The organism is Plantibacter sp. T3 (assembly GCF_902506515.1).
In the GTDB taxonomy this organism is placed as follows: domain Bacteria; phylum Actinomycetota; class Actinomycetes; order Actinomycetales; family Microbacteriaceae; genus Plantibacter; species Plantibacter auratus.
Genome location: NZ_LR733286.1, coordinates 1,610,256 through 1,633,906, shown reverse-complemented (window position 1 = coordinate 1,633,906; position 23,651 = coordinate 1,610,256). Strand labels below are relative to the sequence as shown.

Below are 23,651 nucleotides of genomic sequence, written 5' to 3'. Positions count from 1 at the left end.
GCCGTTCCTCGTGTCAGCTGGGCTCGCGCCCGATCACACCCCGAAGAACTCGTCGACCAGGCGGCGCGTGCTCTGGATGTTCTGCCGGCTGGAGGCGCCGAACACCATCGACTCGATGTTCGGCTGCTCGGAGAGCCATTCGATCGCCTCGCGCGGGGGGATCGCGCCGGACGCGTAGACGGACATCGCGACGGCACGGAACCGACGCTCCTCGAGTACCCGCTGGTACCCCTCGATACCGCCCGACATGCGGAAGCCGATCTTGTTGATGTTCGAGCACACGATCGGGTTCTCGAGGCCCGCCTCGTCCAGGGCGTCGAGCAGGAGCGGCAGGTTCATCGTGATGAACCCGGGCTGCGCGTGGTACTTCGTGCGCACGTGGTGGTCGAAGATGGCGAACGCATCCTTGAACCCGAGGCCGAGCAGGAGGTCCACGACGACGTTCTGCAGCCAGATCACCGGCGTTTCGACTCCGCGGAACATCGCCATCTCGGCGTCGATGAGCAGCGTGATGATCCCCTCGACGTCCTTCGTGGCGAACGCCTTGCCGCCACGCAGGGCGGCGTTCATGAGGCCCTCCTCAGGCAGGAAGCGCTTGAGCGCGCCGAGCATGCCGTTCTCCGTGACGGCGTCCGCGTACTTGTGCGCGTACGGCATGCACGGTTGGAACGTGAAGTCGGCGTACCGCGTCGGGTCGAGCCGTACCCGCTCCGCGACCTCGGCGATCCGGTCGTGCGTGGTGCACATGAACGAGGTGATGCCCTCGTCGTACGCGACGTCGAGCACGTCCATGATCGCGCCGGTGTCCTGGAAGCGCATGGCCTGGGCGCGCGCCTTCTCCTCCGACATGTGGTTGACGCCGAAGAACTGGTTGTCTCCGAACAGGAGCCGGGGAAGCTTCGGGGCAGCGGTCGCGGCCGCGCCGGTGTGGGTCTCTACGCTCGTCGCCATGGGAGGAGGCCTTTCTTCTTCGCGACGGGAGCGGGTGCGGCCGTCGCGGCTCGGGTGGACGGGCCTGCCGCCGCGTCGATGGTGAGGAGTTCGAGGACGTGGTCGGTGGCGGCCGCGCTGGTGAAGGAGTTCGTCCCCAGCACGGCGCCCTCGACGACCCGGGTGACGAAGTGGTCCAGCTGTGCGCTGTACTCCTCGCCGCGCAGGTAGTACCAGACCTCGTCGGTGAGCTCGGTGGTGTACTTGACGTTCCAGCCGGTCTCGTAGCCCTCGATCTCGGGCGCGGTGTCGCGCAGGTAGACCTGGCATTCCTGCCGGTCCGCGTGGATGCGACCGGCGGTCCCGGTGATGGTGATCTGCGTGGTCATCTTGCGGTAGGACTCGTCCGACCAGTTGACGGAGAGCTGCGCGCTGACGCCGGCGTCGAAGAACAGGGTCGAGAAGACCTCGTCCTCGGTGTGCTCGGAGAACACGCTGCCGAGGACCGTGCCGCCGACGCCGATCGGCTCGCCGGCATACCAGGTGAGGAGGTCGACGGGGTGGGCGGCGTAGTCGTAGAGGCAGCCACCGCCCTCGTTGCGGTTGCTCCGCCAGGTGGAGCCGCGCGATTTCAGCACGACGGGACCGTAGGCCTCCGCCTGGATGTGCGTGACGCGACCGATGGCTCCGAGGTCGAGCAGACGCTTGACCTCGCGGAACGCACCCACGAAGCGGTTGTGGTACCCGACCTGGGTCACGACGCCGCGACGCTCGGCGAGTGCGGCGAGTTCATCGGAGTCGGCCGCGCTCAGGCTGAGCGGCTTCTCGCAGAAGATGTGGAGACCGCGCTCGAGCACCGACTTCACCATGGGTGCGTGGAACTTCGTCGGGGTCGCGATGATGACCGCGTCGAGCTCGACCGCGGCCAGCATCTCGTCCACCGAGGTGAAGGTCTTGAGACCGGTGTACTTGCCGAGGACGTCGAGGATGTAGCCGGTCGAGTCGACGACCGCGTCGACGCTCACCCACGGGTGGGCCTTGATCATGGCGAGGTGGGAGAGGCCCATCTTGCCGAGACCGATCACGCCGACCCGCACGCGGGCCGTCTCGATGGGCACTTCCGCGGCCGGGGCGTTCGTTTCAGACACGTGCGACACGTGCACCTCCAAGGTAGGTCTGCAGGACGGTTTCGTATTGGCCGGCGACGTGCTCCCAGGTGAACTCCTCGGCGTGCCGCGCGGACGCGGCGGAGGACAGGGCGGCGCGGCGGGCGGGGTTCTGGAGCAGCTCGCCGATCCGTGCGGCGGCATCACGGGCGGTGGTGAAGTAGAGGGCGCCGTCGCCGGCGACCCATCGGTTGTACGGGTTGTCGTGGGCGATCACGGCGTTCCCGGCGGCCATCGCCTCGACGAGCGAGGGGTTCGTGCCGCCCACGGTGTGCCCGTGGAGGTAGCCCAGCGCGTGGAATCGGAGGGCGGCGAGCTCCTCGGGGTCGTAGACCGACCCGACGAACGCGACCTCGTCACTCGCGGCGTCGACGACCGCGCGGTGGTACGGGTCCGTCTCCGGGGTGTAGGTGCCGAAGACGGCGAGGGTGACGCCACGTCGTTCGGCCGAGAACGCCTGCACGAGCTCCAGGATCGTGTTCTCCGGGATCGGGCGGCAGATCAGCGTCAGGTACTCCCCCGGCGTCAGCCCGTGAGCCGTCAGCGGAGCGACGGGTGCCGAGTCGACCCGGTGTGCGCCATAGGTGATCGTCGTCAGCTTCGACCGCTTCGCCTTCTTCGCGAGGTAGGTCTCGATCTCGGGGTGGTCGGCGATGAGCGTGTTCCCGACCCAGCACGCGATGCGTTCGTTCACGTAGAGGATCGCCTGCTTCATGAAACCCCAGCGTGCCCGTGACCATTCGATGCCGTCCATGTTGATGACGTTCGGGATGCCCTTGAGGCGCTGCAGGACGTTGAAGACGGCGGTGTTGTAGCCGAACGTGAGGCAGACGTCGTCGAACCGCGAGGCGTGTCTGATCGACTTCAGGTCGAACAGGGAGGTGCCCTTCCACCCGTCGGGGCCGACGGGGATCGTCACGCGTTCGATGCCGCGCCACTCGTCCTCGACGATCGGCCCGTGGCCGTCGGACTGGCAGTAGACGATGACGCGCCACCCCTGATCCCGGAGGAAGACGGCGATGTTCTCGGCTGCCGTCTCGAACCCGCCGTAGGCCGCCGGGATCCCGTGCGTGCCGAGGATGCGAACCGTCGGCTGCCCATCCTGCTCGGGATCGTTGTCATCCCCCATGTGGTTCATCCCTCCTCACTGCTACCCGCGCGTGGCGCGCCGCGCCGGTGCGCACGAGGAGCAGTCGAGCTGTCATGTCAATGTATCGGGTGAAATCCGCCAGGTGGCGGCTTTTCAAGGCGATGTTCACCCCCAAAACCGGGGGCATGTTGCCCCTCGTCCGGATCGAAGGATGCGTCTAGAGAACCTTCGGGTCCGCCAGGACAGCGTCGTTCTCCACGCGTGATCGCCCCGCGAACGCAGCCGACGCGACCGCCCGCTCAGGCGCGTACACGACGAGCGAGTGGAAGACGAAGCGGATCACGAAGGCGACGACGAGCGTCACCGCCGTTGCAACGACCGCCGAGACATGGCCCGATTCGACCATCAGCGCGACGACCGGGATGCGGATGGCCGCCTCTGCGTTGTTGAAGGCGAACGACTTGAGCAGCCGTGATCGGAATGCGCCGGCGGACGCTCGCATGTCGGCGAAGACGAAATGTTCGAGGAGGAGGAAGTTCCCAACGATGGTGAGCTCTGCCGCGATGATCGCCGCCCAGACGTACTCGATCCCCCACAGCGTCAAGAGGAAGACGAGCGCGAGGTTGGCCACGGCTCCCAGCGCCCCGATGAGCGCAAAGGCCGACATCCGTCCGAAACGAAGCATTCCGAGCTGGACGAGGAAGTGCACGCCCTGCAGGACGCTGGCCTTGGACTCCCCTCCGAAACGCTCTGCGAACTCGAACGGCACCTCGGCGACGCGTGACTGGCGACGCGCGAGGATCTCCAGCAGGATCTTGAACCCGCGCGGCTGTAGGGACGAGGCGTCGATCGCCGTCCGGTTGACGAGGAAGAAGCCTGTCATCGGATCGCTGCAATCGCGGAGCCGTACCGGGAACATCGCCTTCGTCACCAGCGTCGACGCCTTCGAGACGAGGGTCCGGACCCAGCTGGACAGGCCATCCGCACGGCCGTCACCGACGTACCGCGACGCCAACACCACATCCGCATCGCCCTGTGACGCCCGAGCGAACAGCTCGGGGATGATCTCCGGAGGATGCTGGAGGTCTCCGTCCATGACCAGGCACCAGTCCGAAGCGGCGAGTTCGAACCCGGCGAGGACTGCGCCGCCGAGCCCTCCGCTGGGACGGTCGCGATGCAGCAACCGCACGGGCATCCCGGAACGGGCGGCCACCGCGCGGACGACGTCCGGGGTGTCGTCGCTGGAATCGTCGACGAAGATGAGCTCGCCGCTGATGCCAGCCTCGGCGAGCACGCGCTCGACCCGACCGACGAGCTCGGCGACGTTCGGCGCCTCGTTGTAGGTCGGCACGATGATGGACAGCTCCACTCGGGCTGCTGAAACCATGGGTACCTGCTTCGGGTGTGCGGGCTCTCCGATGGAGCGCTTCGGCGTGGACGTCGGGTGCTTCCGGCTCGCTCGCTTCGACGGTTCGGGTCGTCGGCGGCGTGGTTCAACGCTATGTCACGGGTCCGTGGCGGGCAATCGGTTGATTACCCCCAATACCGGTGTGATTTGGGCAGCCGTCGGCCGGATGGGAACGGACCGAGGATAGTCTGACGAACAGTCCGGCCCTTCCGTCGGACGGAGCCCAGTCCCGGATCGGAGGTCGCTGATGTCCCCTGTCACGACACCAAGCGGGCTGTCCACCAGCCAAGACGAATTCACCCGTTCCCGGCAGCGCAGAGCAGCGACGCCAGCCGTCATCGTCGGCGTAGCGATCGCGATCAGCATGGCGAACGCGTCGAACGTGTCGTTCTGGACCGACGAGGGCATCACTCTCTCAGCTGCTTCCCGGACGCCGGCTGAGCTGTGGCGGATGCTCGGGCAGGTGGACGCCGTCCACGGGGTCTACTACGCGTTCATGCACCTGTGGCTCGGCCTGTTCGGATCGAGTGAGTTCGCGGCTCGACTCCCGAGTGCGCTCGCGGTCGGCGCCACCGTGTTGGGTGTCTGGGCGCTGACCCGTCGCCTCACCGACGCGCGAACTGCAGCGGTCGCGAGTGCCATCGCCGCGCTGATGCCGCGTCTCACGTGGGCGGGGATCGAGGCTCGCCCGTGGGCGTTCACCGCTGCCGTCGCGGTCTGGGCCACCTACCTCGTGCTGCGCGCCCTCGAACGCCCGTCATGGCGGGCGTGGACACTGTACGCCGCGGTCGCAGGGTTCGGCGTTGCCCTCAACATCTACGTGGTCCTACTCATCGCAGGCCACGGCATCACCGTGCTCTTCCTGAGACCATTCTCGCTCCGGCGGCTGCTCACGTTCTGCGGCGCCGCGGGTTGCGCAGGGGTCCTCGGAGTACCCGTGATCCTTACGGCCACGGGTCAGCAGGGGCAACTCGGCGTCGACGGCGAGCAGCGACCGCTCGAGCTCGCCCGACGCCTCCTCGTGAATCAGTGGTTCCTCGGTGAGACGCCCACCGCCGCGGCGACGAGCCGCTGGCTCGACCTCGGTTGGCGAGGAGCGAGCGTCGTCCTCGCCGTGATCTCGTGGGGGTTGATCGTGGCGGCGATCGTGTCGCTCCTGCGTGACCGCGATCCGCAGCAGCGGCTGGCGCTCGCCCTGCTCGGCCCGTGGCTCGTCCTCGGCCCGACCCTGGTGATCGCCTACACCTTGGTCGACTCGCCGCTGTACTCACCCCGCTACTTCACCTACACGGCACCGGCTGCCGCGATGATGATGGCGATCGGCATCACCTCCGTCCGACCGAGCGCCCTCCGATCAGCGATCGCCGTGGTGATGATCGCGTGTCTGCTGCCGATCGCCGTGTCGCAACGCGTACCCGGCGCGAAGAGTGGGAGCGATTGGGCGGAAGCGGCCCGCATCATCGAACGCGATGCCACGCCCGGCGACGCCGTGTACTTCTCCCCCCGGTACGCTCCGGTCGACGGCGTGTCGACCTGGACCAGTCGCCGCATGGCGTACGCATACCCGGCCCCGTTCGCCGATCTCGACGACCTGACGCTCCTCACAAGCGGAGCGGCAGACGGCACCCTCGACGGCACGTCGTCGACGCTCGACGCAGCCGTCGAGCGGCTCGAGCGCCACGAGGTGGTCTGGGTCGTCACCGGCCGCCAGTCACCGGAGGCGACCGCTGCCGCGGATCGGAAGCTGCTCGCCCGACTGGGCTATGTGGCGACCGAGGACTGGGCCGGAACGCGGAACACGGTCACCCGCTACGAACGTCTGTGACCCCTGCTTTGGGGCTCAACAGTCCGCCGGCAAACGGATACGTTTTTCTCCGGGCGACATCGGCGTCGACCCGTCCACCGGCTCGCCCCATGTGCGCGCGCCCCACATCCCAGACGAATGAGCCCATGCAGCAGACGCCAGCACCGCCCCGTGACGAGTGGGCCGAGCGATCAGCCCGTGGACACGGCGACCAGCGACCGAACGCCATGAGCGAGGTCGCCGGCTGCCAGTTCCGTCTCGCGGATGATGTCCGAGTGCCGCACCCCGCGCTCCGTGTGCGCATCTCGGATGTCGAAGCCGTCGACACCCCGACGCCGACGACGGACGGACGGCATGGCGAGGCCACGCCGACGGTGCAGCACATTCGCCAGCACTCGGATTCGCTCCGCACCCGGCCCGGCATCCGCGATGCGGTCGAGCTCCTCTGGGAGCGGTTGCAGTCGAACGAGCTCCACGGCCTCGAGCAGCGTGAACGTACGCGTCCGCGCCGACGGGTCGAGGCGAGCGACGTGGGCTCGCTCTTCGGCGCTCGCGGTCAGGATGAGGTCCGCCTCGAGGATCTGCTCCGGCGTCAGCAGGCGGGTCCGATGCGCCGCAGCGAACGCAGCGCCGCCCAACGGCATGAGCCTGCGGTGCACCTCGGAACAGATGGCCCGCTCGACGGCACGCGTGCCAGCGCTCCGAACGCCGATCTCGTCGCCCAGCCCGGCCCGAAGCGACGGCCCGAGCAGGAACTCCATGAGTGGAGAACGACACACGTTCGCGTGGCAGACGGCGAGCACGCCCGGTGAAACCATCGACACTCTCGCCTCCTGAGAACGGCCTACAGTATACCAACGAGCCGCCGGCGTCCCGATCGCGACCGCCGGCACAGCTTCCACCTGGGGGAACCAGCATGACACTGCACGAGTATGTCCAGACGCTCCGAAAGCACATCTTCGTCATCGCAGCCCTCGTCGTCCTCGGGGGTGTACTCGGATACGTCTACGCCAAGACACAGGTGCCGATCTATCGGTCGACGAGCAGCGTGCTCTTGTCCGCCGAGCGAGGAGAGAGCACCTCCGAACTGGTGCAGGGCTCCAGCTATGTGCAGAGCCTGGTGCAGACGTACGCCCTGATGAGCGAATCCAATCTCGTGCTCGCACCGGTCATCGGCGAGCTGGACCTCGACATGACGGTGTCGCAGCTGAGTAAGGCCGTGTCGGCCGACTCCCCGCTCAACACGGCGATCATCGAGGTCTCGGTCGAGAACTCGGACCCGGCGCTCGCCCAGAAGATCAACGCATCGGTTGCGAACTCGCTCGCCGCCGCAGTCGCGGAGGTGTCTCCCCAGGACGCCCAGCAGCGCCCGACGGTCCGCCTGACGAGCATCAACTCCGCCACGCTCCCGATGTTCCCGATCTCGCCCAACACGGCGCTGCTCGCCGCCATCGGAGCGGCGCTCGGGCTCGCCGTCGGCGTTGCGTTCGCGTTCGCCCGCCGAGCGCTGTCCACGCGGATCGTCGATGCGGAGGATCTGGCGCAGATCACCCCGACCCCACTCCTCGGCGAGATCGCCGAGGCCAAGCGCGGGACCTCCCTGGTCGCCACCCTGCGGACGAATCAGCACGGGATCGTCGCGGAATCATTCCGCAACCTGTCGGCGAACGTCAGGTTCGCGAACATCGACACCCCGCTGCGCTCGCTGGTGGTCACGTCGGCACAGCCGGACGAAGGCAAGAGCTCCGTCGCCATCGGCCTCGCCCTCGAGCAGGCGGAGGCGGGTCAGCGCGTCCTCCTCATCGACGCCGACCTCAGGCACCCGTCGATCGCCGGCTACACCCAGCTCGAGGGCGGCGTCGGACTCACCTCGGTGCTGGTCGGCGGGGAGAGCCTCGCCTCAGCCATCCAGCCGTGGGGGAGCGACAATCTCGACGTGCTCACGGCCGGGACGGTGCCGCCCAACCCGAACCAGCTCCTGGCTTCGTCGTCGATGAAGTCGCTCCTCGCGACTGCTTCGGAGCGATACGACCTGGTGATCGTCGACTCGGCCCCGGTGATCTCGGTCACCGACGCACTCTGGCTCGGGAACATGGCCGACGGTGTGCTGTTGGTCGTCCGGGAGCGGTTCACGAGGCACCGCCACCTGGCGAAGGCGGCGACCGCCGTCGAGAGTTCGCACTCCACTCTCGTCGGAGTGGTCCTGAACCGGGTGAAGCGAGGCGATCGCGACAGCAAGTACTACACGAGCGAGAAGGAGTCGCGCGAAAGCTCCAAGCGCTTCCTCGCCGCACGCGCCGGTCGCTGAGCCGTGACCGTCGCGTCGACGCTCGGACCGGTCGGGATCCTCCCTCCCGGTCGAGCTCCGGCACGCTCCGGCACCGTCGAAGTCTGGTTCGCCGGAGCGCTGTGCGTCCTCGCCGGCGCTCGTTTCCCCCGGTACGAGGAGATCTTCGCGATCGCGGTGATCGCGGTGCTCCTCATCCCACTCTGGCTCCCCGCCTTGTCCCGGTACCGGGGAGCACGCCTCGCCGTCGGCCTCGGCGTCCTGGCGGTGCTCTCGGGCATCACCCTCACCGGGCTCGCCGCAAGTGACCACACGACGTCCGAGCGTCTTCTGATCATGACGTCGGCCCGGATCCTCGGCATCGTCGTGTTGATCGGCCTGCTCCTTTGGGCGCGCCTCCGTCTCGGAGCCCCGCTCGTCGCGGTCCTCTTCGCACTCGGAATGCTAGCCGTCCTCCCGCTCCAGGGCTTCGAGGCACTCAACCCGTGGAAGTTCAGCCTGTCGGTACCCATCGCCATCCTGCTCCTCGGCCTGTCGTGGTTGCTCGGGCGCCGCTGGCTGGACATCGTCGCGCTGATCGGACTCGTCGGAGTCAGCGCGCTTAACGACTCACGGTCCGCTGCGGCGATGTTCGCCCTGGCGGCCGCAGTCGTGGCGATGCAGCGCATCCGCCTCTTCGAAGGCCGCCGGCGGGTCTGGTGGGCGCTCGGCAGACTCGGCATCATCGGGTACCTCGTCTTCCTCCTCGCCCAGGCCGCGATCCTCGAAGGGTACCTGGGCGTCAGTACGCAGCAGCGGACGCAGGCTCAGCTTGAACTCACCGGCTCGGTCATCCTCGGCGGTCGACCCGAGCTCGGGGCATCGGTTGCGCTCCTCACGCAGCAACCGTGGGGCTACGGCTCCGGCACGACGCCGTCGATGTTCGACGTCCTCGTGGCCAAGTCCGGGATGGCGTCTCTCGGCTACGATCCGAACAACGGCTACGTCGAGCGCTACATGCTCTCTCCGAGTTTCGAGGTCCACTCGATCCTCGGAGACGTGTGGATTCTCTACGGCGCCCTGGGGCTCGTCTGGCTTCTCATTACCATGGGGTTCGTCTTCTACGGCGTCGCGTTCAGACTCACCGCTCGACGGATCAGCGGGCTCGAGGTGTTCCTGGCGACGCGGATGGTGTGGGACCTGTTCTTCAGTCCGCTCTACAGTTCGGTCTCGACCGTCATCCTCTTCATCGTCGTCGTCCTCGTCCGCAGGGCAGGACCCACGCAGGTCGCAGCGCCTCGGAGGCTCGCTTCGTGAACATCATCAAGTCCATCGGAGCGAAAGCGTTCACGATGGCGCTCGCGCTCGTGTGCGGCCTGACGACGACGCGCCTCCTGATCACTGACGCGGGCGCAGCGCAGTACGCGCTCTACACGCTCCTCATTGCCCTACCGAACCTCATCGGTTTCACCGACCTGGGCTCGGGTGCGGTCGTCGTCAACCGAGTCGCCCGCTCGGACGACCCGCGTCGAGACCCCCTGCTGGTCGGTGAGGTGACGACGGTCGGTCGCATCATGATCGGGTTCGCCGCAGCGGCGATGGTGCTCAATACCGTCATGCTGACGACCGGCCTGTGGCAGTCGTTCCTGGGCGAGGCGGGCGACCTCACCCATGCACCAGTCGCAGCCTTCCTCTCGATCACCGTGTTCTGCCTGGGGATCCCGCTCGGGATCTGGACGAGATTACTCATCGGCCTCCAGCGCAATCACATCCTCATCCTGATCCAGGGTGCTCAATCGCCGCTCACGCTGTTGGCGGTGTGGTTGGTCCTGCAGTTCGACGCGCCGTCGCTCTATCCGTTCCTCGCGGTCTTCGCCCTGATCGCCGCCTTCCTCGTCGTCCTCACCGGGTTCCTCGTGACCTCGCGGCTGGTGAGCCCACTGATCGGGACAGTGGCGCGGCGAGTGCCGTTCCCCCGCGCCTACCCTCGCGTCCGGGTGATGGACATGGGCTGGCCGATGCTCGCCCAACTGCTGACGACGCCACTCGCGATGCAGTCCCAGCGGTTCATCCTCGCCCAGTTCGTCACCACCATCGCCCTCGCCCAGTACGCCATGGCAGGTCAGTTCTTCTTCGCCCTCCAGGGACTCGTCAGCGCGGTCGGGCTGACGCTCTGGCCCCGCTACACGCGCGCCCGCGAGCTCGGTACGTCGGTGACAGGACCGTTCACCATGGCAGCGTACTTCGCCGGCGGTGTGATCGTGTTCACGACCGGGATGCTGATCGCCGGACCGTGGATCTTCGCCTTCATCTCGGACGGAGACGTCCACGTGCCGGTGGAGGTCATCCTCGCCTTCGGCGCGATGGTCGCAACACAGGCGGCGCTCTACCCGCTCGGCATGTTCCAGATGGACACGGCCGGCGTGCGCTTCCAGGTCTTCCCGGGGCTGCTCATGGCCGCGATGACCGTCGCCCTCGCCTTCGCACTGACCCCTGTGATCGGCACGGTCGGGCCACTCCTGGCGAACACGTTCGCGGTGCTCGTCTGCCAGATCATCCCGTACGGGTACCGCATCATCCGCCTGCGCCGAGTAACGGCCTGAAGGACACTGCGACCGGACGGACCGTCGACTCCCGCAGGTCGAGGGCGCGCTGTGACCGACGACGCGTCAGGGCGCTGCCGGCCACCCCGTCTCACGGGTACGCGCCCCGCGACGGACCGGGATGGGCAGCGGTGGTGCGGTAAGGACGAGCACGGCGCGGCGCGACACGGTACGGCGAGTACGACACGCGGCGCGACACGACATGGAGCAACGCAGAACGGCCCGGCGTGAGCCGGGCCGTTCTGCGTTGCTCCATGTCGGGTTAGGAACCAGTCACGGTGAAGTCGTTCACCGCGAGCGTGGTGGCACCGTTCACGGAGGCACCGGACACGTAGGTGATGATCCCCACCGCACCCGCGGCCTGCAGCGCGGGCGTGCTGTCGGTGGCGCTCACCTGCCAGGCCGAAGGCTCCGCTTCGGCGTCCCGCCAGACCTTCGCGGCGATCGTCGTCGGTGCGGTCCCCGACACGGAGAGCGACACGTGCAGCTGCTGACCCGCGACGTAGGCTCCACCGGGAAGCACCACGCTGTCCCCAAGTTGGGTCTCGTCCTTCAGGACCGAGACCCGCACGAGCCCTGCGGCATCGAGACGAACCCGAGCCGAGTAGGTCGAGTTGCCGATCTTCCGGCCGGCAACGGTGATGCTGTGCGAGCCTCCAGCAGGTGCCTTGTCCACCGAGAACGTGGTCTGCACGAGGGCGTTCGTGAGGGCCACGCCGGTGAGCGTCACGCTGCAGGTCTGCGAGGCGACGGCGGTGATCTTTCCGACGCCGTTAGCGACGCTGTAGCTACCGGCGGGGCCGGTCGTGGACCAGGCGCCACCGGTCTCGGCGGACCCCCAACCGCTGGTAGACGTCCGGTTGTCGAAGTCGTCGACGACTGCCGGAGCCTGAACCGGCGGATCGACCGGCGGGTCCACCGGCGGATCGACCGGCGGATCGACCGGCGGGTCCACGGGCGGCACGACCACCGGCGGTGCGGTGACGGTCGCCGTCTGCTGTGTCGTGGTCGAAGCACCGGCGTTGTCCGTGACCGTGAGCTTCACGGGATAGGCCCCGGCGGCGAGGAAGGTGTGCTGGGCCGTCGGCCCGGTGGCCGTCCCGCCATCGCCGAAGTCCCACGAGTAGGACGAGATCGTGCCGTCACTGTCCGTCGACGTCGTCGCATCGAAGGTCACCGCGAGATCCGTCGCGGCCATGGTGAACGCCGCGGTCGGTGCGACGTTCGGAGCCGGAACCGGTGGGCTGACCGGGCCAGCGGCCGGCTTACTCGCTTCGAACCGCTCGATGCGGAGCTTGGCCGTCGCCGAAGCTGAAGCACTTGACATGTACGTGATCAGTCCCATCATGCCGGCCGACTGCATGGAGGCATCTCCGTCCGTCCCGCTGAGCTGCCACGTGCTCGGCTCGGCCGTTCCGGCTTTCCACACCTTCGCGCCGAGCGTCGTCGGACTCGCACCGGTCACCTTGACGCTGAGGTTCAGACGGTCTCCGGGGGCGTAGACGATGTCGATGAGCTGCGAGCCCACGATCTGCACCTCGTTGCGGAGGAGGAAGAGGCGGACCTGCCCGTTCGCCTCCCAACGGACGCGGGCCGTGTACATGTTGGCCCCGACCTGACGCCCGATGAGACCGACGTAGTACCCGGGGCCGGTTCGGTCGACGGAGAAGGTCGTCGAGACGATCGCATCGTCCGTGGAGACGCTCGCCAGTCGAGCCGTGCGGGTGTCGAGCTTGTTGACCGAGACGATCCCGCTTCCGTCGCCGACCGTGTAGCTCGAGACCGCACCCTGCAACGACCAGGCTCCGCCGGTCGTGGCAGTCCCCCAACCGCTCGCGCTCGTCCGTTCGAACTCGTCCAACGCCACGGTCGTGGCGGATGGAGTAGCCGTCGTCGTCACGGTGCGCTGCACCGTCCCGGTCGCTCCGCGGTCGTCCGTCACCGTGAGGGTCACGGTGAACGTCCCCGCCGCCGGGTAGGTGTGGCTCGGGTTCGCCCCGGTCGCCGTCCCTCCGTCCCCGAAGGTCCAGGCGTAGCTTGCGATCGAACCGTCAGGATCGACCGAACCGGTCGACGAGAACGTCGCGACGAGCTGATTGACCGTCGAGGTGAACGCGGCAGTCGGCGTCGTGTTGGGCGGGAGTGCCGGTGCGACGGTCCGGGTCGTCGAGGTGTTGGCACCTCGGTTGTCCGTGACGATGAGCGTCACGGTGTAGGACCCGGGCGCCGTGTAGTTGCGGGTGGTCGTGGCTCCGGTACCCATCGTCCCGTCACCGAAGTCCCAGGCGTAGGAGACGATCGTGCCGTCGGGATCCGCCGAGGTCGTCGCGTCGAACGATGCAGTCATCTGGTTCACCGAGGTGGTGAAGGCTGCTACCGGAGGGGTGTTCGGCGGCAGCGCCGCAGCGACGTCCTGCGTTGTCGTCGCCGAGCCGCCCCGATCGTCCGTCACCGTCAGCGTGATCGTGTAGGTGCCGGCCGCGTTGTAGCTGTGGCCGGTCGTCCGTCCCACACCGGTGGTCCCGTCGCCGAAGTTCCAGGAGTAGCTCGCGATCGTCCCGTCCGGGTCGGTCGACGCGCTGGCGTCCACGGTGACCATCAGATTCTGCAGGCTCGTCGTGAACGACGCCGTCGGAAGGACGTTCGGAGCGACGACGGTGACGGGCGCCGTCGTGGTCGCAACCTTGCCCAGGTCGTCGGTCACCGTCAGCGAGACCTGGTAGGTCCCGGCCGCCGTGTAGGCATGGGACGGCGCGGATTCGGTGGACGTCTGGCCGTCTCCGAAGTTCCAGGAGAAGCTGGCGATCGTCCCGTCGCTATCGGACGATGCGGTCCCGTCGAAGGCGACGGACAGGCCGTTGGGCAGCGACGTGAAGGACGCGACCGGTGCGACGTTGACGCGGCCCAGCGTGCCGAGACTGAAGTGGGCACCGATCTGCTCCGGCGTGAGTACCTTGGAGTAGACCGCGACCTCGTCGAGTGACCCGCGGAACCAGTTGTCACCGCCCCAGGTGCTGTCACCGCCGATTCGCCAGTATCCCGTGTAGTCCTGGGCGTTCGTCTCCGCGCCACTCGCGACGAGTGCTCCGTCCACGAAGAGCCGCATCCCTGCACTCGACTGCTCGGCGACGACGTGGTGCCAGGTGTTGTCGTTGTAGGCGGAAGGCGAGGACACGATGATCGTGTTGCCGGTGTAGACGCCGAAGTTCAGACGCCCGTCGTCGGTCATGTACACATGCCGGTCGTAGGAGCTCGATGTGCCGTTGACGGAGTTGTTACCGAAGCCGATGAGCTTCCCGCCCCGGGTCGTCGAGGTCTTGAACCAGGTCTCAAGCGAGTACGTCCGGGGGTTGTTGAACTGCTGGTTCGAACCGACACCCGAGTTCCCGTCTGGCGAGAAGGTCGCCGCCGTGTCGGAGGTTCCCGCGATGGCTCCGGCGGTCTGCTTCACCACGTCGCCCCAGTAGGTTCCGCTGTTCCCGGAAGGGCCGGAGTCGATTGCGGTGTTCCCACCGCTCTCACCCAGACGCCAGTAAAGGTCCGGGTCGAGCCCGAACACGCTGGCTCCGTAGCTGTCCGCAGGAGCCGACGGCACGGTCGACGTCTTCCCCGCAGCGGTCCAGTGCGCGTCGATCTGCGCTCGGGACAGCGCTGTCGGGTACACGGCCACATCGGAGACGCTGCCGTTCAGGTAGGACGAGCCGACGTTCGGCCAGCCGCCGGTGTTGTCGCCACCGACCCTCCAGTACCCGGTGTACCCCTGCCCACTCGTCGTGTCGGTCCGTGCTGCGACGCGCTTCCCGTCGAGTGAGAGCGTCATGCCCTCTGGGCTCAGTGTTGCGGCGACGTAGTGCCACTGCCCGTCGTTGTATGCCGTCGAGGTTTGGACAGTCCGCACACCGCCGGGATGCACGCCGAAGACCACTCGCCCGCCGTTGTCGATGTAGACGTGACGGTCGTAGTTGTTGGAGTCGCCGGTCTTCGCGTTGCCGAATCCGACGATCTTGCCGCCCTGGGTGCTGGTGGTCTTGAACCAGGCCTCCACCGTGAACGTGTCGGGCGCGGTCTCACTCGAGCCGGGGGCGGCGTACGAGGACGAGGTGCCGCTGAACGAGGTCGCCGAGTTCGCCTGAGCACTGTTGCCACCCGGCACACCGCGTTCGGCCGGCGCGTTGACGGTCACATCACTGCCGCCTGCCCAGTCGTATCCGGTCGAACCGGTCTCGCCCAGCGGCCAGTAGTGGGTCGGCGAGGCGTCGAGGACAGCGCCGTTGTAGGTCGAGAACGTGGAAGCACCGGTGGCGGTCGCCGGGACCCAGGTCGACGTGTTCGTCGAGTTACCGTACTGGTCCAGCGCCTTGATCCGATAGTTGTAGGTCTGACCCGCGACGACCTGCGTGTCGGTGTAGGTCAGCGGGGGCTGGGTCCAGAAGTTCGAGTTCGCGGTCGTGGTGTAGATGGGCGTCGTGTTGCCCTTGTCCTGGCGGAACAGCTGGTAGGTGAGCGTCGTGTCGTCCGGGTCGTAGTTCGCCGGCCAAGAAACACGGACCTGATTCGCGCGGAAGGAGACGGCGTTGAGCTTCCAGGTGTCGCCCCACACCTCGGGAGCCATCTTGTTCGGAGCCTTGTCCTTGGTGACGAACCGCACGAGGCCCTGCTGACGAACGCCTCCTGCGCGAGTGAACTCACCGCCGTAGAGGATGTAGTCGCCGGACCCGACGACGCTCCATCCGGCTTGCGAGAGGCCGGTCTTCGTGCCGACCTGCCAGGTCGGGAACCAGTGCAGGAGGTCTGGGCGAGGCTGACCGGTGAAGCTGCGGTATCCGTAGGGGTCCGGGGTGATCGTTCCGGTGGCCTCCGCCGAGAACGCCAACGAGTGGTGGAAGACCCACGGGTCGGGTTGCGGGAACGCACCGATGTTCCCGCAGTAGTGGGCGTGGCCCGCGGTGTAGACGACGCCCTTCAGGACGTTGATGGAGTAGGTGTCTCCGTGACAGTCCTCCATCCAGGTGAGGGTGCCATCGGTCCAGGACGCCTTGAACGCCCCCTCGAAGTCGTCGTCGGTCTTGCTCCCGCCGAAGTCGTACCCCGTGCCGTAGACGGAGGTGCCGTCACTGGCGAGTGAGTACATCGCCGAGTTCTCACCGGCGTTGCGGAGGACGCTGTTCATCGCCCAGGGCATGGTCGCGCCGGTCACGGCGTCGATGGCGGCGATACCGCGACCGGGATTCGTTGACCCGTTCGTCGAGGTGAACGAGCCGGCCACGACGATCTTGCCTCCGTCAGGAGAGATCACGAGCGCTCGGACGCCGTAGCCACCCGCGAGTGTCGCGCTGAAGGGCAGCAGCGCGCCGGTCGAGCTGTTCAGCGCCGCGACGCGGACACGCGCCGTTCCGTTGATGTTCGTGAAGTCTCCGCCGATGTAGACCGTGGAATTCGTCGCGACGATCGACTGCACCTTGGCGTTGACGATTGGCGCGAACGTCGTGATGAGCGCACCGGTCGCAGCGTTGAACGCGGCGACGCGGTTGCGGGTGACACCGTCGATCGTGCGGAAGCTTCCACCGACGTACACCTTTGTGCCGTCCGGTGTGACCGCGACACTGGTCACGGCTGCATCCGCGATCGGTGCCCAGTTCGTCATCACGCCGGTGTTGATGTTGTACGCCATGAGGTTCTTGCGGACGACCTCGCTCGTACCGAGGGCGGCACCGGCCGGACGCGCCTTACCGAAGTCACCTCCGACGAAGACCGTGGAGCCGGCAACCGCCTGGCCCCAGGCGACACCGTCCATCTGCGCCGTCGGCAGGGCGTCGGCCGAGACCGTCGCGGGGGCGGGAACAGGCGCTGGCGCCGGCTCAGCGGCCTGCGCGACCTGCGGGATGAAGACCAGCGTGGCTGCGATGACGGCAGCGGTGCCGATCGCGGTCATTGCTCTCCGGACGAAGCCGTGCGGCGGGTGGGACGCGCTCGTGGGCGTGGTCAGCTTGGACAATGTCGTTCCTCGTCATCCGTAACAAAGCATGATTCGTTAGCGGTAACACAACAACCCGAACTGCGTGCGCCCTCGTGGGATGGTAGAACGGCGGGAGTGTGCGGGACAAGGACACGAATCACCCCAAAGCGAGCCATCCCCGAACAGGGGACAGCAGGGGCGTCATCGAAGACGTCGTCAGAACGGAGCGGTCGCGTCGCCCTGGAAAACGAGTGAAGGCTGTCCCGCCTGGTAGTCCAGCGTGATCTTCACATCGGCGCGATCGGCCTCGGGGATGGCGAAGATCAGGACCGCCTCCTGCGTGCCGCCGGGCGCGATCACGCCGGCGAACGGCTTGCCACCAGGCTTGACGAGCAGGTTCGCCGGCGTCTCGTCCGGACCCGAGTAGGCGTTCACCGCGATGAACGCAGTGTCGAGATCGGCGGAGGTGCCGTTCGTCAAGGCGATCGTGACCCGGATCGACGGGCCCGAGATGTCCCCGGCGCCGACGGCCTCCCCCTGGATGCTCTCGAGCTTGGTGATCGCCGCGCCGACGCCGGATGCTGCGACAGCTGCCTGGTCGAGACCGACCGGGTCGAGCTCGGGCAGCACCTCGCTGGCACCGCCGTCCGACGGGCTGACCGACGGGTCGGGCGTGGCGGACCCCGCCGATGAGGATCCTGTCGACGATCCTGGTCCGGACGGGTGGGCGGCCGGGCGCACCAGGAACCAGATGCCGATTCCGATGACGACCACGACGACGATCGCGATGCCGATCAGCACCCTCCGACGGACTACCGGGTTCATTGCTGCTCCACTTCCTGGGACGGCCCGCTCTGATCGGCCGTCACGCTCTCAACATAGGGCCCAGTCCGGGCCAGGGCGAGCTTGAGCAGCCGACGTCCAGCCAGGAAGCCACGTGCACCCGCCAGGATCGGTTTCGGCGAGCGCAGGAACTGGCGCTTCCCGCCGCGGAGCAGGATCTCCCAGGATGCACTCCATGCACTCCTCGACCACGACCGCATCCCCGCAGCGTCGAGGTGCCCCGACGCGTACCGGAATCGGTTCACAATGTTGTAGTAGTAGTAGGTCGTCGACTTCGCCCGGTCTCCACCGACCCGTCCGGCGACGTGTGTCCCACCCTCGTCGTGGATCGCGACGGCTCGCGGCTCGAACCGGACGGCGCCGCCGAGTGCGAGGATGCGGTGACTGAGATCGACATCCTCCCAGTAGAGGAAGTACTCCTCGTCGAAGCCACCGACCGCTCGCCACAGCTCGACCGACATCACGAGACAGGCTCCCGTCAGCCAGGGACGATCGGTCCTCGACAACGTCTGGTTGTCGAGACGGCGCATGCGCCCGGTGTCGACGTCGAGGACGTGCCCGCGCGACCAGACACGGCCGTCGGGTCGGCGGATCTCCGGGCCGAGCAGCGAGTGAGGCGACTGCAGCGCCGCAGTCACCAGCACCTCGGTGTTCCCCGCATCGATCGACGCGTCGGGGTTGAGCAACAGCAGCGTCTCGGTCCGTGGATCGCCGATCGCCGCAGCGACGCCGAGGTTCATCCCTCCGCCGAACCCAAGATTGGCGACGGGTTCGAGGACCGTCCACCCGTGCTCGGCGCCCAGGTCTCGGACGGCCATGCGCTCGTCATCCGAGGTGGCGTTGTCGACCACGACGAACAACGCCTCGGGCAGTTCCGACTGCACCTGCACGAGGTTTGCCCTGAGCAAGGTCGAGGAACCGTAGTTGACGACGACGACGGCGAGTCCCCTGCCTCGATACCCCTCGGGCACTGCGCACCTCCATGATCGCCCGTGCTCGGGTAGCCTGGCGAGCGGTAGTATACGTCGACCACCCTCCTCCCGCTCTCCGGCCGACCCGAATCGCCGCGAGCCGACCGGGGCCGATCCGCCGAGTCGCTTGCGCGCACGGCCGCCTCGATCGCCCTTCCGACCCGACCACTGCGAGGACATTGATGAGCCGCCGACTGCGTGTGATGCAGGCGTTCAAAGCCCCCCGGGCCACGACCAACCCGTACATCGTCATGCTCGACGAGGCGCTCGGCTCGGCCGACGGCCTCGAGCACCTCCGCTTCTCCTGGGGCTCGGCGATCTTCGGACGCTACGACGCGATCCACTTTCACTGGCCGGAGGCGAAGTTCGGCGGGGCGTCCCGTCTCCGCGCGATGGGGAAGCGGTTCCTGTTCGCCGCGCTCCTCGCACGTCTGACCTGCTCGCGGGTCGCCATCGTACGGACGATGCACAACATCGAGCTCCCTCAGGGGATGCCGCGGTGCGAACTCGCCATGATCCGACGGCTGGACCGACTGACCACGCTCCGTATCGCGCTGAACCCCACGACGCCGATTCCGGCCGACGCCGCATCGGAGACCATCTTGCACGGACACTACCGCGACTGGTATGCCTCGTACCCGCAGCCGCCCGCGCTCCAGGGCAGGCTCGGCTACGTCGGACTCATCCGCCGGTACAAGGGCGTCGAGCTCCTCCTGCAGGCGTTCGCCGAGGCCAGAGCCTCCGACGACGCGCTGTCGCTCTCGGTGAGCGGCAAACCGTCGTCGACGGAACTCACCGCGACGATCACGGAGCTCGCAGGTGCCGGTGTCGAGCTCGACCTCCGTTTCCTCTCCGACGCCGAGCTGGTCGCAGCAGTGTCGCGGTCCGAACTCGTCGTCTTGCCCTACCGGTTCATGCACAACTCGGGTGGAACACTCGCTGCGCTGTCTTTGGACCGCCCGGTCCTCATTCCGGAGAACGACACGAACCGCGCGTTGAGCGCGGAGGTCGGAGCGGGGTGGGTGCATCAGTACGCGGGCGATCTCGATGGAGCGACGCTCCGCAGGACGATGGACGAGGTCCGCCGGCTCGCGCGAGCTGATCGCCCCGACCTCTCCGCTCGCGACTGGGACGCGGTGGGCGCCCAACACGTGCGGGCCTTCCGGCGGGCTGTCGCAATCCGTCGCGGTCGCTCCTACACCGGGTCGGCGCGCTCCGTTGCGCCTGTCCGCAAGCAAGCATGATCCGATCGTCCTCGAGAGGAGCCCGTCGATGAGACGAGCCGCGTTCACCGTTAAGACCGTCATCGGGGCACGCAGCAGTCGCGCGGCCCTCCGGGAGTTCCGAGCGAACGACACCCTCGAGCCGACGGCTCTCGCGTCGCTGCAGGCCGAGCGGTCGATCGCGCACGCCCGCTTCGCCTTCGAGCACACCACGTTCTATCGCGACTGGTATTCGGCTCACGGTGTCACGGGCGAAGACTTGCGCGATCCAGCTGCGTTCTCCAGCCTGCCCCTGCTCGACAAGGAGACCGTCCGCGAGCACTTCGACTCGATCCGTTCAGACGAGGCCACTCCGGAGACGAGCACGGTCTCATCGACCGGCGGGAGCACCGGCCGGCCGCTTCGTCTGCTTCGCGACCTGCGGTTCCCAGCGCGTGCGCTCGAGTGGCGACTGCTGCGGTGGTGGGACGTCCGGCCGTGGGAGGACCGCGGCATCGTGACGAGGCATGTGTTGACCGGTCGCGCTGCAACGAGCCACAACCGCCAGTGGTGGCCGTCGAAACGAGTCGAACTCGACGCGCAGCGGATGGACTCGTCATCGATGGCCGCGTTCGTGGCCGAGTGGAATCGCGTTCGTCCACCGTTCCTCCTCGGGTACGTCGGTGGCGTGCTCGAACTCGCGCGCTACGTCGAGCAGTTCGGGCCGCACTTCGCACCGCCTCGCGCCATCGCGCTGACGGCAGCACCGCTCGGTCCGGCCGCCCGTGCCGAGATCCAGAGCGCCCTCGGAGCTCCCGCGTACGACCACTACCGCTCGGCTGAGGTGCCCTGGATCGCCGGAGAGGGTCCCGCCCAGGACGGCCTGTACGTCTTCGACGACGTCCGTCGCGTCGAGATCCTGCGAGCCGACGGAACCCCCACCGCAGTGGACGAGACCGGCGAAGTCGTCGCCACCGACCTCACGAACCGCGTCTTTCCGCTGATCCGCTACCGGATCGGCGACACATCTGCGCGGCTCGACGGTCCCGGGGCGGACGGCTTCACCCTCACGCGCATCGCGCCGGTCGGCGGACGGACGTCCGACGCCCTCCGGCTCCCCAGTGGAGTCACGATCTCGGGGGCCCTCGGGCACATCTTCGACGATGCACCATGGGCGGTCCGCCAGTTCGAAATCGAACAGGCGGAGGACTTCTCCGTTGTCCTGCGCTGCATCATGAAGCCGGTCGACGACGCTCCGGCCGCCCTGGAGACCGCGGTGTCGAAACTCCGCGCGGCCACGCTCGGTGAGGTCCCCGTCACGGTGAGCGTCGTCGACACCATTCCTCACGTGGGCGGGAAGATGCGGTTCATCCGGAGCAGTGCGCCGCATGCTTGAGACCCGCTCGGACGACACTCCGCTCTCCGCTCTCATCGCGGTCCCCACCTTCCATCGGCCGACCGAACTCGCGCGCATCCTCCGGGCAATCGCAGTGTCCACCGGTGCCGCTCGCACGGACTTCCCCCTCGTGCAGGTGGACATCGTCGTTATCGACAACGACCCCGAAGGGAGTGCACGGGCGATCGTCGAATCCTCCCCCGGCTCACCGCGGTACGTCGTCGAACCTCGCGCGGGACTCGCCGCGGTGCGGAACAGGGCGCTCGACGAGGCGCGCGATCACCGACTGCTCCTGTTCCTCGACGACGACGAGGAGCCGACACCCGCCTGGTTCGGCGCGATGGTCTCGGCCTGGCTGACGTTCCGACCCGCAGGTGTCCTGGGCCGTGTCGTCTCGGTGTTCGAGGTCGAGCGGAACGCCTGGTTGATCTCCGTCCGAGCCTTTCTGCGTCCCGCGAGGCAGACGGGTGATCGTCTGCGAGCCGCCGCGACGAACAACCTGCTGCTCGACCTGCATCGCATCAGGACCCTGGGACTGCGCTTCGAGCCGACCATGGGCCTCAGCGGTGGCGAGGACACGCTATTCACCACATCCCTCACGCAGGCTGGGGAGACACTCGTCTGGGCCGATGACGCTGTCGTTCTCGACCACATCCCGGCTGATCGGATGAGTCGCCGCTGGGTGTTGACGAGGGCGTTGCGTGGCGGAACGGTAGATGCCGCCGTCGAACGACAGCTCGCGTCGGGACGGCTGGGCCAGGCACGGGCGGCCGGCGTATCCGCGGCGCATGGCCTCGTCCGTGTCCTCGGAGGATCGGCGCGAGTGGCTCTCGGTGTCGTCACCCGGAGTCTGCGCCACCGGGCTCGCGGCGAGCGCGCGGTCGCTCGTGGAGCGGGAAGGTTCCTGGGCGCCTTCGGCTACACCTATCAGGAATACGCACGCCGGGCGAACCGCTCGTCGTGAGATCAGGCGCGGGCTATGGTGTCGGCCCGAGCGGCGTCACCCCGCGGTGGGCGACAGGATCGCGCCGAGGTGCGCGCACATGACCTGGGTGGTGAACCCCTCCTCGACCACGCGGCGGCCTGCTGCCCCCATCGCCGCTGCGCGGGTCGGGTCATCGAGGAGGCTGATCAGGCGATCGGCCATCGCCTCGGCGTCCCCGACGGGTACGAGGTGTCCCGTTCGACCTTCCGCCACGTACTGCGACATCCCCGGCGTCCCCGTGTTCACCACGGGTCGTCCGGTCGCGAGTGCTTCCAGCGTCACCGTCATTCCAGAGACGTGCAGGTTCGATCGAGTGGCTGTAGCCACAACGCTCGCCGTCTCGTAGAGCTCGCGCAAATCGCGGTGCGACATCCGCTGTACGATCTCGATGCCGTCCGGGGCTTCCGCCGCGGAGGTCTGCACGATGATCTCCGCCTCTGGTCGGGCTTCCCGCACGCGAGCCAGCGCGCGGAAGAGCGTCTGAGGATCGCGATCGCGATCGTTGCCGATGCTGACGACCCGCGGCCGATCCGGAAAAGGGCGAGGGGAGAAGAACTCAGCGTCGACACCGAACGGCACGGCGACAACGCGCGGTCCATCAGCCCCCAACACGCGGCGCAGCGGTTCGACCTGCGCCTCGCTCAGTACCCACAGCGCTTCGGCGCGCCGCAGCACGTCGACGAGCCGGCCGGGGACCGTGCCTCGTTCGACCATGTCGGTGAGCCAGATGACTCCTGACACGAACCGTTCGTGCGGGTGCCCGACCTGCAGTCGGAAGGCAGCATTCTCGTCCCACGTGAATGCGAGTCCCGCGCGCGGACGAGGTCCGATCCCGAGACGCGAGCGGAATCGTGCGAGCCGCCCAGGCGCTGACAGGTCCACGAGTGACACCGGGGCGACGTCGCGGAGCCCGTCGAGCCCGTAGGGCCAGACACTCGGCACCTCGCCCCGGCCATGGCGCTGCTCCCAAGCGCTCGCAGAGCGCTCGGCGGGAACACCCCAGGTCAGGAGGCGATCGGTGCTCTGAGGTT

General features: G+C 67.7%; 16 protein-coding genes. 7 read left to right on the top strand and 9 right to left on the bottom strand.

What is annotated here, in order from left to right; all coding sequences use genetic code 11:
* Positions 1-33: 33 nt before the first annotated feature.
* From GV015_RS07875 to GV015_RS07860, 4 genes are all read right to left on the bottom strand, one after another.
* The gene (locus GV015_RS07875) at positions 34-951 is read right to left on the bottom strand and encodes a hypothetical protein (RefSeq protein WP_159877801.1); all 918 of its coding nucleotides are present in this window, start codon (positions 949-951) and stop codon (positions 34-36) included.
* Entirely contained in the window at positions 936-2,078 is a 1,143-nt protein-coding gene (locus GV015_RS07870; RefSeq protein WP_197977383.1) for a Gfo/Idh/MocA family protein, read from the bottom strand. The genes GV015_RS07875 and GV015_RS07870 overlap by 16 nt, the downstream gene beginning before the upstream one ends.
* Entirely contained in the window at positions 2,071-3,225 is a 1,155-nt protein-coding gene (locus tag GV015_RS07865) for a DUF1972 domain-containing protein (RefSeq protein WP_201299375.1), read from the bottom strand. Before GV015_RS07865 ends, GV015_RS07870 begins: the two co-directional genes overlap by 8 nt.
* A 178-nt stretch (positions 3,226-3,403) precedes the next feature.
* Positions 3,404-4,573, bottom strand: a complete 1,170-nt coding sequence (locus GV015_RS07860; protein WP_236555370.1) for a glycosyltransferase — start codon at positions 4,571-4,573, stop codon at positions 3,404-3,406.
* A 268-nt stretch (positions 4,574-4,841) separates the two neighbouring features.
* Between GV015_RS07860 and GV015_RS07855 the strand changes: the two genes are divergently transcribed.
* A complete protein-coding gene (locus tag GV015_RS07855) occupies positions 4,842-6,419 on the top strand; it encodes a glycosyltransferase family 39 protein (RefSeq protein ID WP_159877797.1) in 1,578 nt (525 codons plus the stop codon).
* A 170-nt stretch (positions 6,420-6,589) separates the two neighbouring features.
* Here the strand turns inward: GV015_RS07855 and GV015_RS07850 are convergent, their stop codons facing one another.
* Positions 6,590-7,216, bottom strand: coding sequence for a hypothetical protein (locus tag GV015_RS07850; protein WP_236555563.1), 627 nt, complete (start codon positions 7,214-7,216; stop codon positions 6,590-6,592).
* 98 nt (positions 7,217-7,314) lie between these two features.
* On the opposite strand from GV015_RS07850, the gene GV015_RS07845 reads away from it, so the two are divergent.
* From GV015_RS07845 to GV015_RS07835, 3 genes are read left to right on the top strand one after another with little or no spacing between them, the layout of a single operon-like run.
* Positions 7,315-8,706, top strand: a complete 1,392-nt coding sequence (locus tag GV015_RS07845; protein WP_159877793.1) for a polysaccharide biosynthesis tyrosine autokinase — start codon at positions 7,315-7,317, stop codon at positions 8,704-8,706.
* Positions 8,707-8,709: 3 nt separating this feature from the next.
* On the top strand, positions 8,710-9,981 hold the full coding sequence (locus GV015_RS07840; RefSeq protein ID WP_159877791.1) for a hypothetical protein: 1,272 nt from the start codon (positions 8,710-8,712) through the stop codon (positions 9,979-9,981).
* Positions 9,978-11,267, top strand: a complete 1,290-nt coding sequence (locus GV015_RS07835) for a lipopolysaccharide biosynthesis protein (RefSeq protein ID WP_159877789.1) — start codon at positions 9,978-9,980, stop codon at positions 11,265-11,267. The genes GV015_RS07840 and GV015_RS07835 overlap by 4 nt, the downstream gene beginning before the upstream one ends.
* 262 nt (positions 11,268-11,529) lie before the next feature.
* Here the strand turns inward: GV015_RS07835 and GV015_RS07830 are convergent, their stop codons facing one another.
* The 3 genes from GV015_RS07830 to GV015_RS07820 all read right to left on the bottom strand — a co-directional run bounded on the left by GV015_RS07830 (position 11,530) and on the right by GV015_RS07820 (position 19,037).
* On the bottom strand, positions 11,530-17,199 hold the full coding sequence (locus GV015_RS07830) for a PKD domain-containing protein (RefSeq protein WP_159877787.1): 5,670 nt from the start codon (positions 17,197-17,199) through the stop codon (positions 11,530-11,532).
* Between the two features lie 240 nt (positions 17,200-17,439).
* Positions 17,440-18,048 carry a hypothetical protein gene (locus tag GV015_RS07825; RefSeq protein WP_159877785.1) on the bottom strand — a complete coding sequence of 203 codons (609 nt, stop codon included), beginning with the start codon at positions 18,046-18,048 and terminating at the stop codon, positions 17,440-17,442.
* Complete coding sequence (locus GV015_RS07820) at positions 18,045-19,037, bottom strand: glycosyltransferase (RefSeq protein ID WP_159877783.1); 993 nt, start codon at positions 19,035-19,037, stop codon at positions 18,045-18,047. Before GV015_RS07820 ends, GV015_RS07825 begins: the two co-directional genes overlap by 4 nt.
* A gap of 182 nt (positions 19,038-19,219) precedes the next feature.
* Here GV015_RS07820 and GV015_RS07815 point away from each other — a divergent pair, with 182 nt between their 5' ends.
* The 3 genes from GV015_RS07815 to GV015_RS07805 are packed head-to-tail and all read left to right on the top strand — an operon-like array spanning position 19,220 to position 22,599.
* Positions 19,220-20,281 (top strand): glycosyltransferase, encoded by a 1,062-nt coding sequence (locus GV015_RS07815; protein ID WP_159877781.1) that lies wholly within the window; start codon positions 19,220-19,222, stop codon positions 20,279-20,281.
* Positions 20,282-20,309: 28 nt separating this feature from the next.
* Positions 20,310-21,635 (top strand): phenylacetate--CoA ligase family protein, encoded by a 1,326-nt coding sequence (locus GV015_RS07810; RefSeq protein ID WP_159877779.1) that lies wholly within the window; start codon positions 20,310-20,312, stop codon positions 21,633-21,635.
* Positions 21,628-22,599, top strand: coding sequence for a glycosyltransferase family 2 protein (locus GV015_RS07805; RefSeq protein WP_159877777.1), 972 nt, complete (start codon positions 21,628-21,630; stop codon positions 22,597-22,599). Before GV015_RS07810 ends, GV015_RS07805 begins: the two co-directional genes overlap by 8 nt.
* 36 nt (positions 22,600-22,635) lie before the next feature.
* Here the strand turns inward: GV015_RS07805 and GV015_RS07800 are convergent, their stop codons facing one another.
* Positions 22,636-23,334 carry a glycosyltransferase family 4 protein gene (locus GV015_RS07800; protein ID WP_236555369.1) on the bottom strand — a complete coding sequence of 233 codons (699 nt, stop codon included), beginning with the start codon at positions 23,332-23,334 and terminating at the stop codon, positions 22,636-22,638.
* Positions 23,335-23,651: the final 317 nt, after the last annotated feature.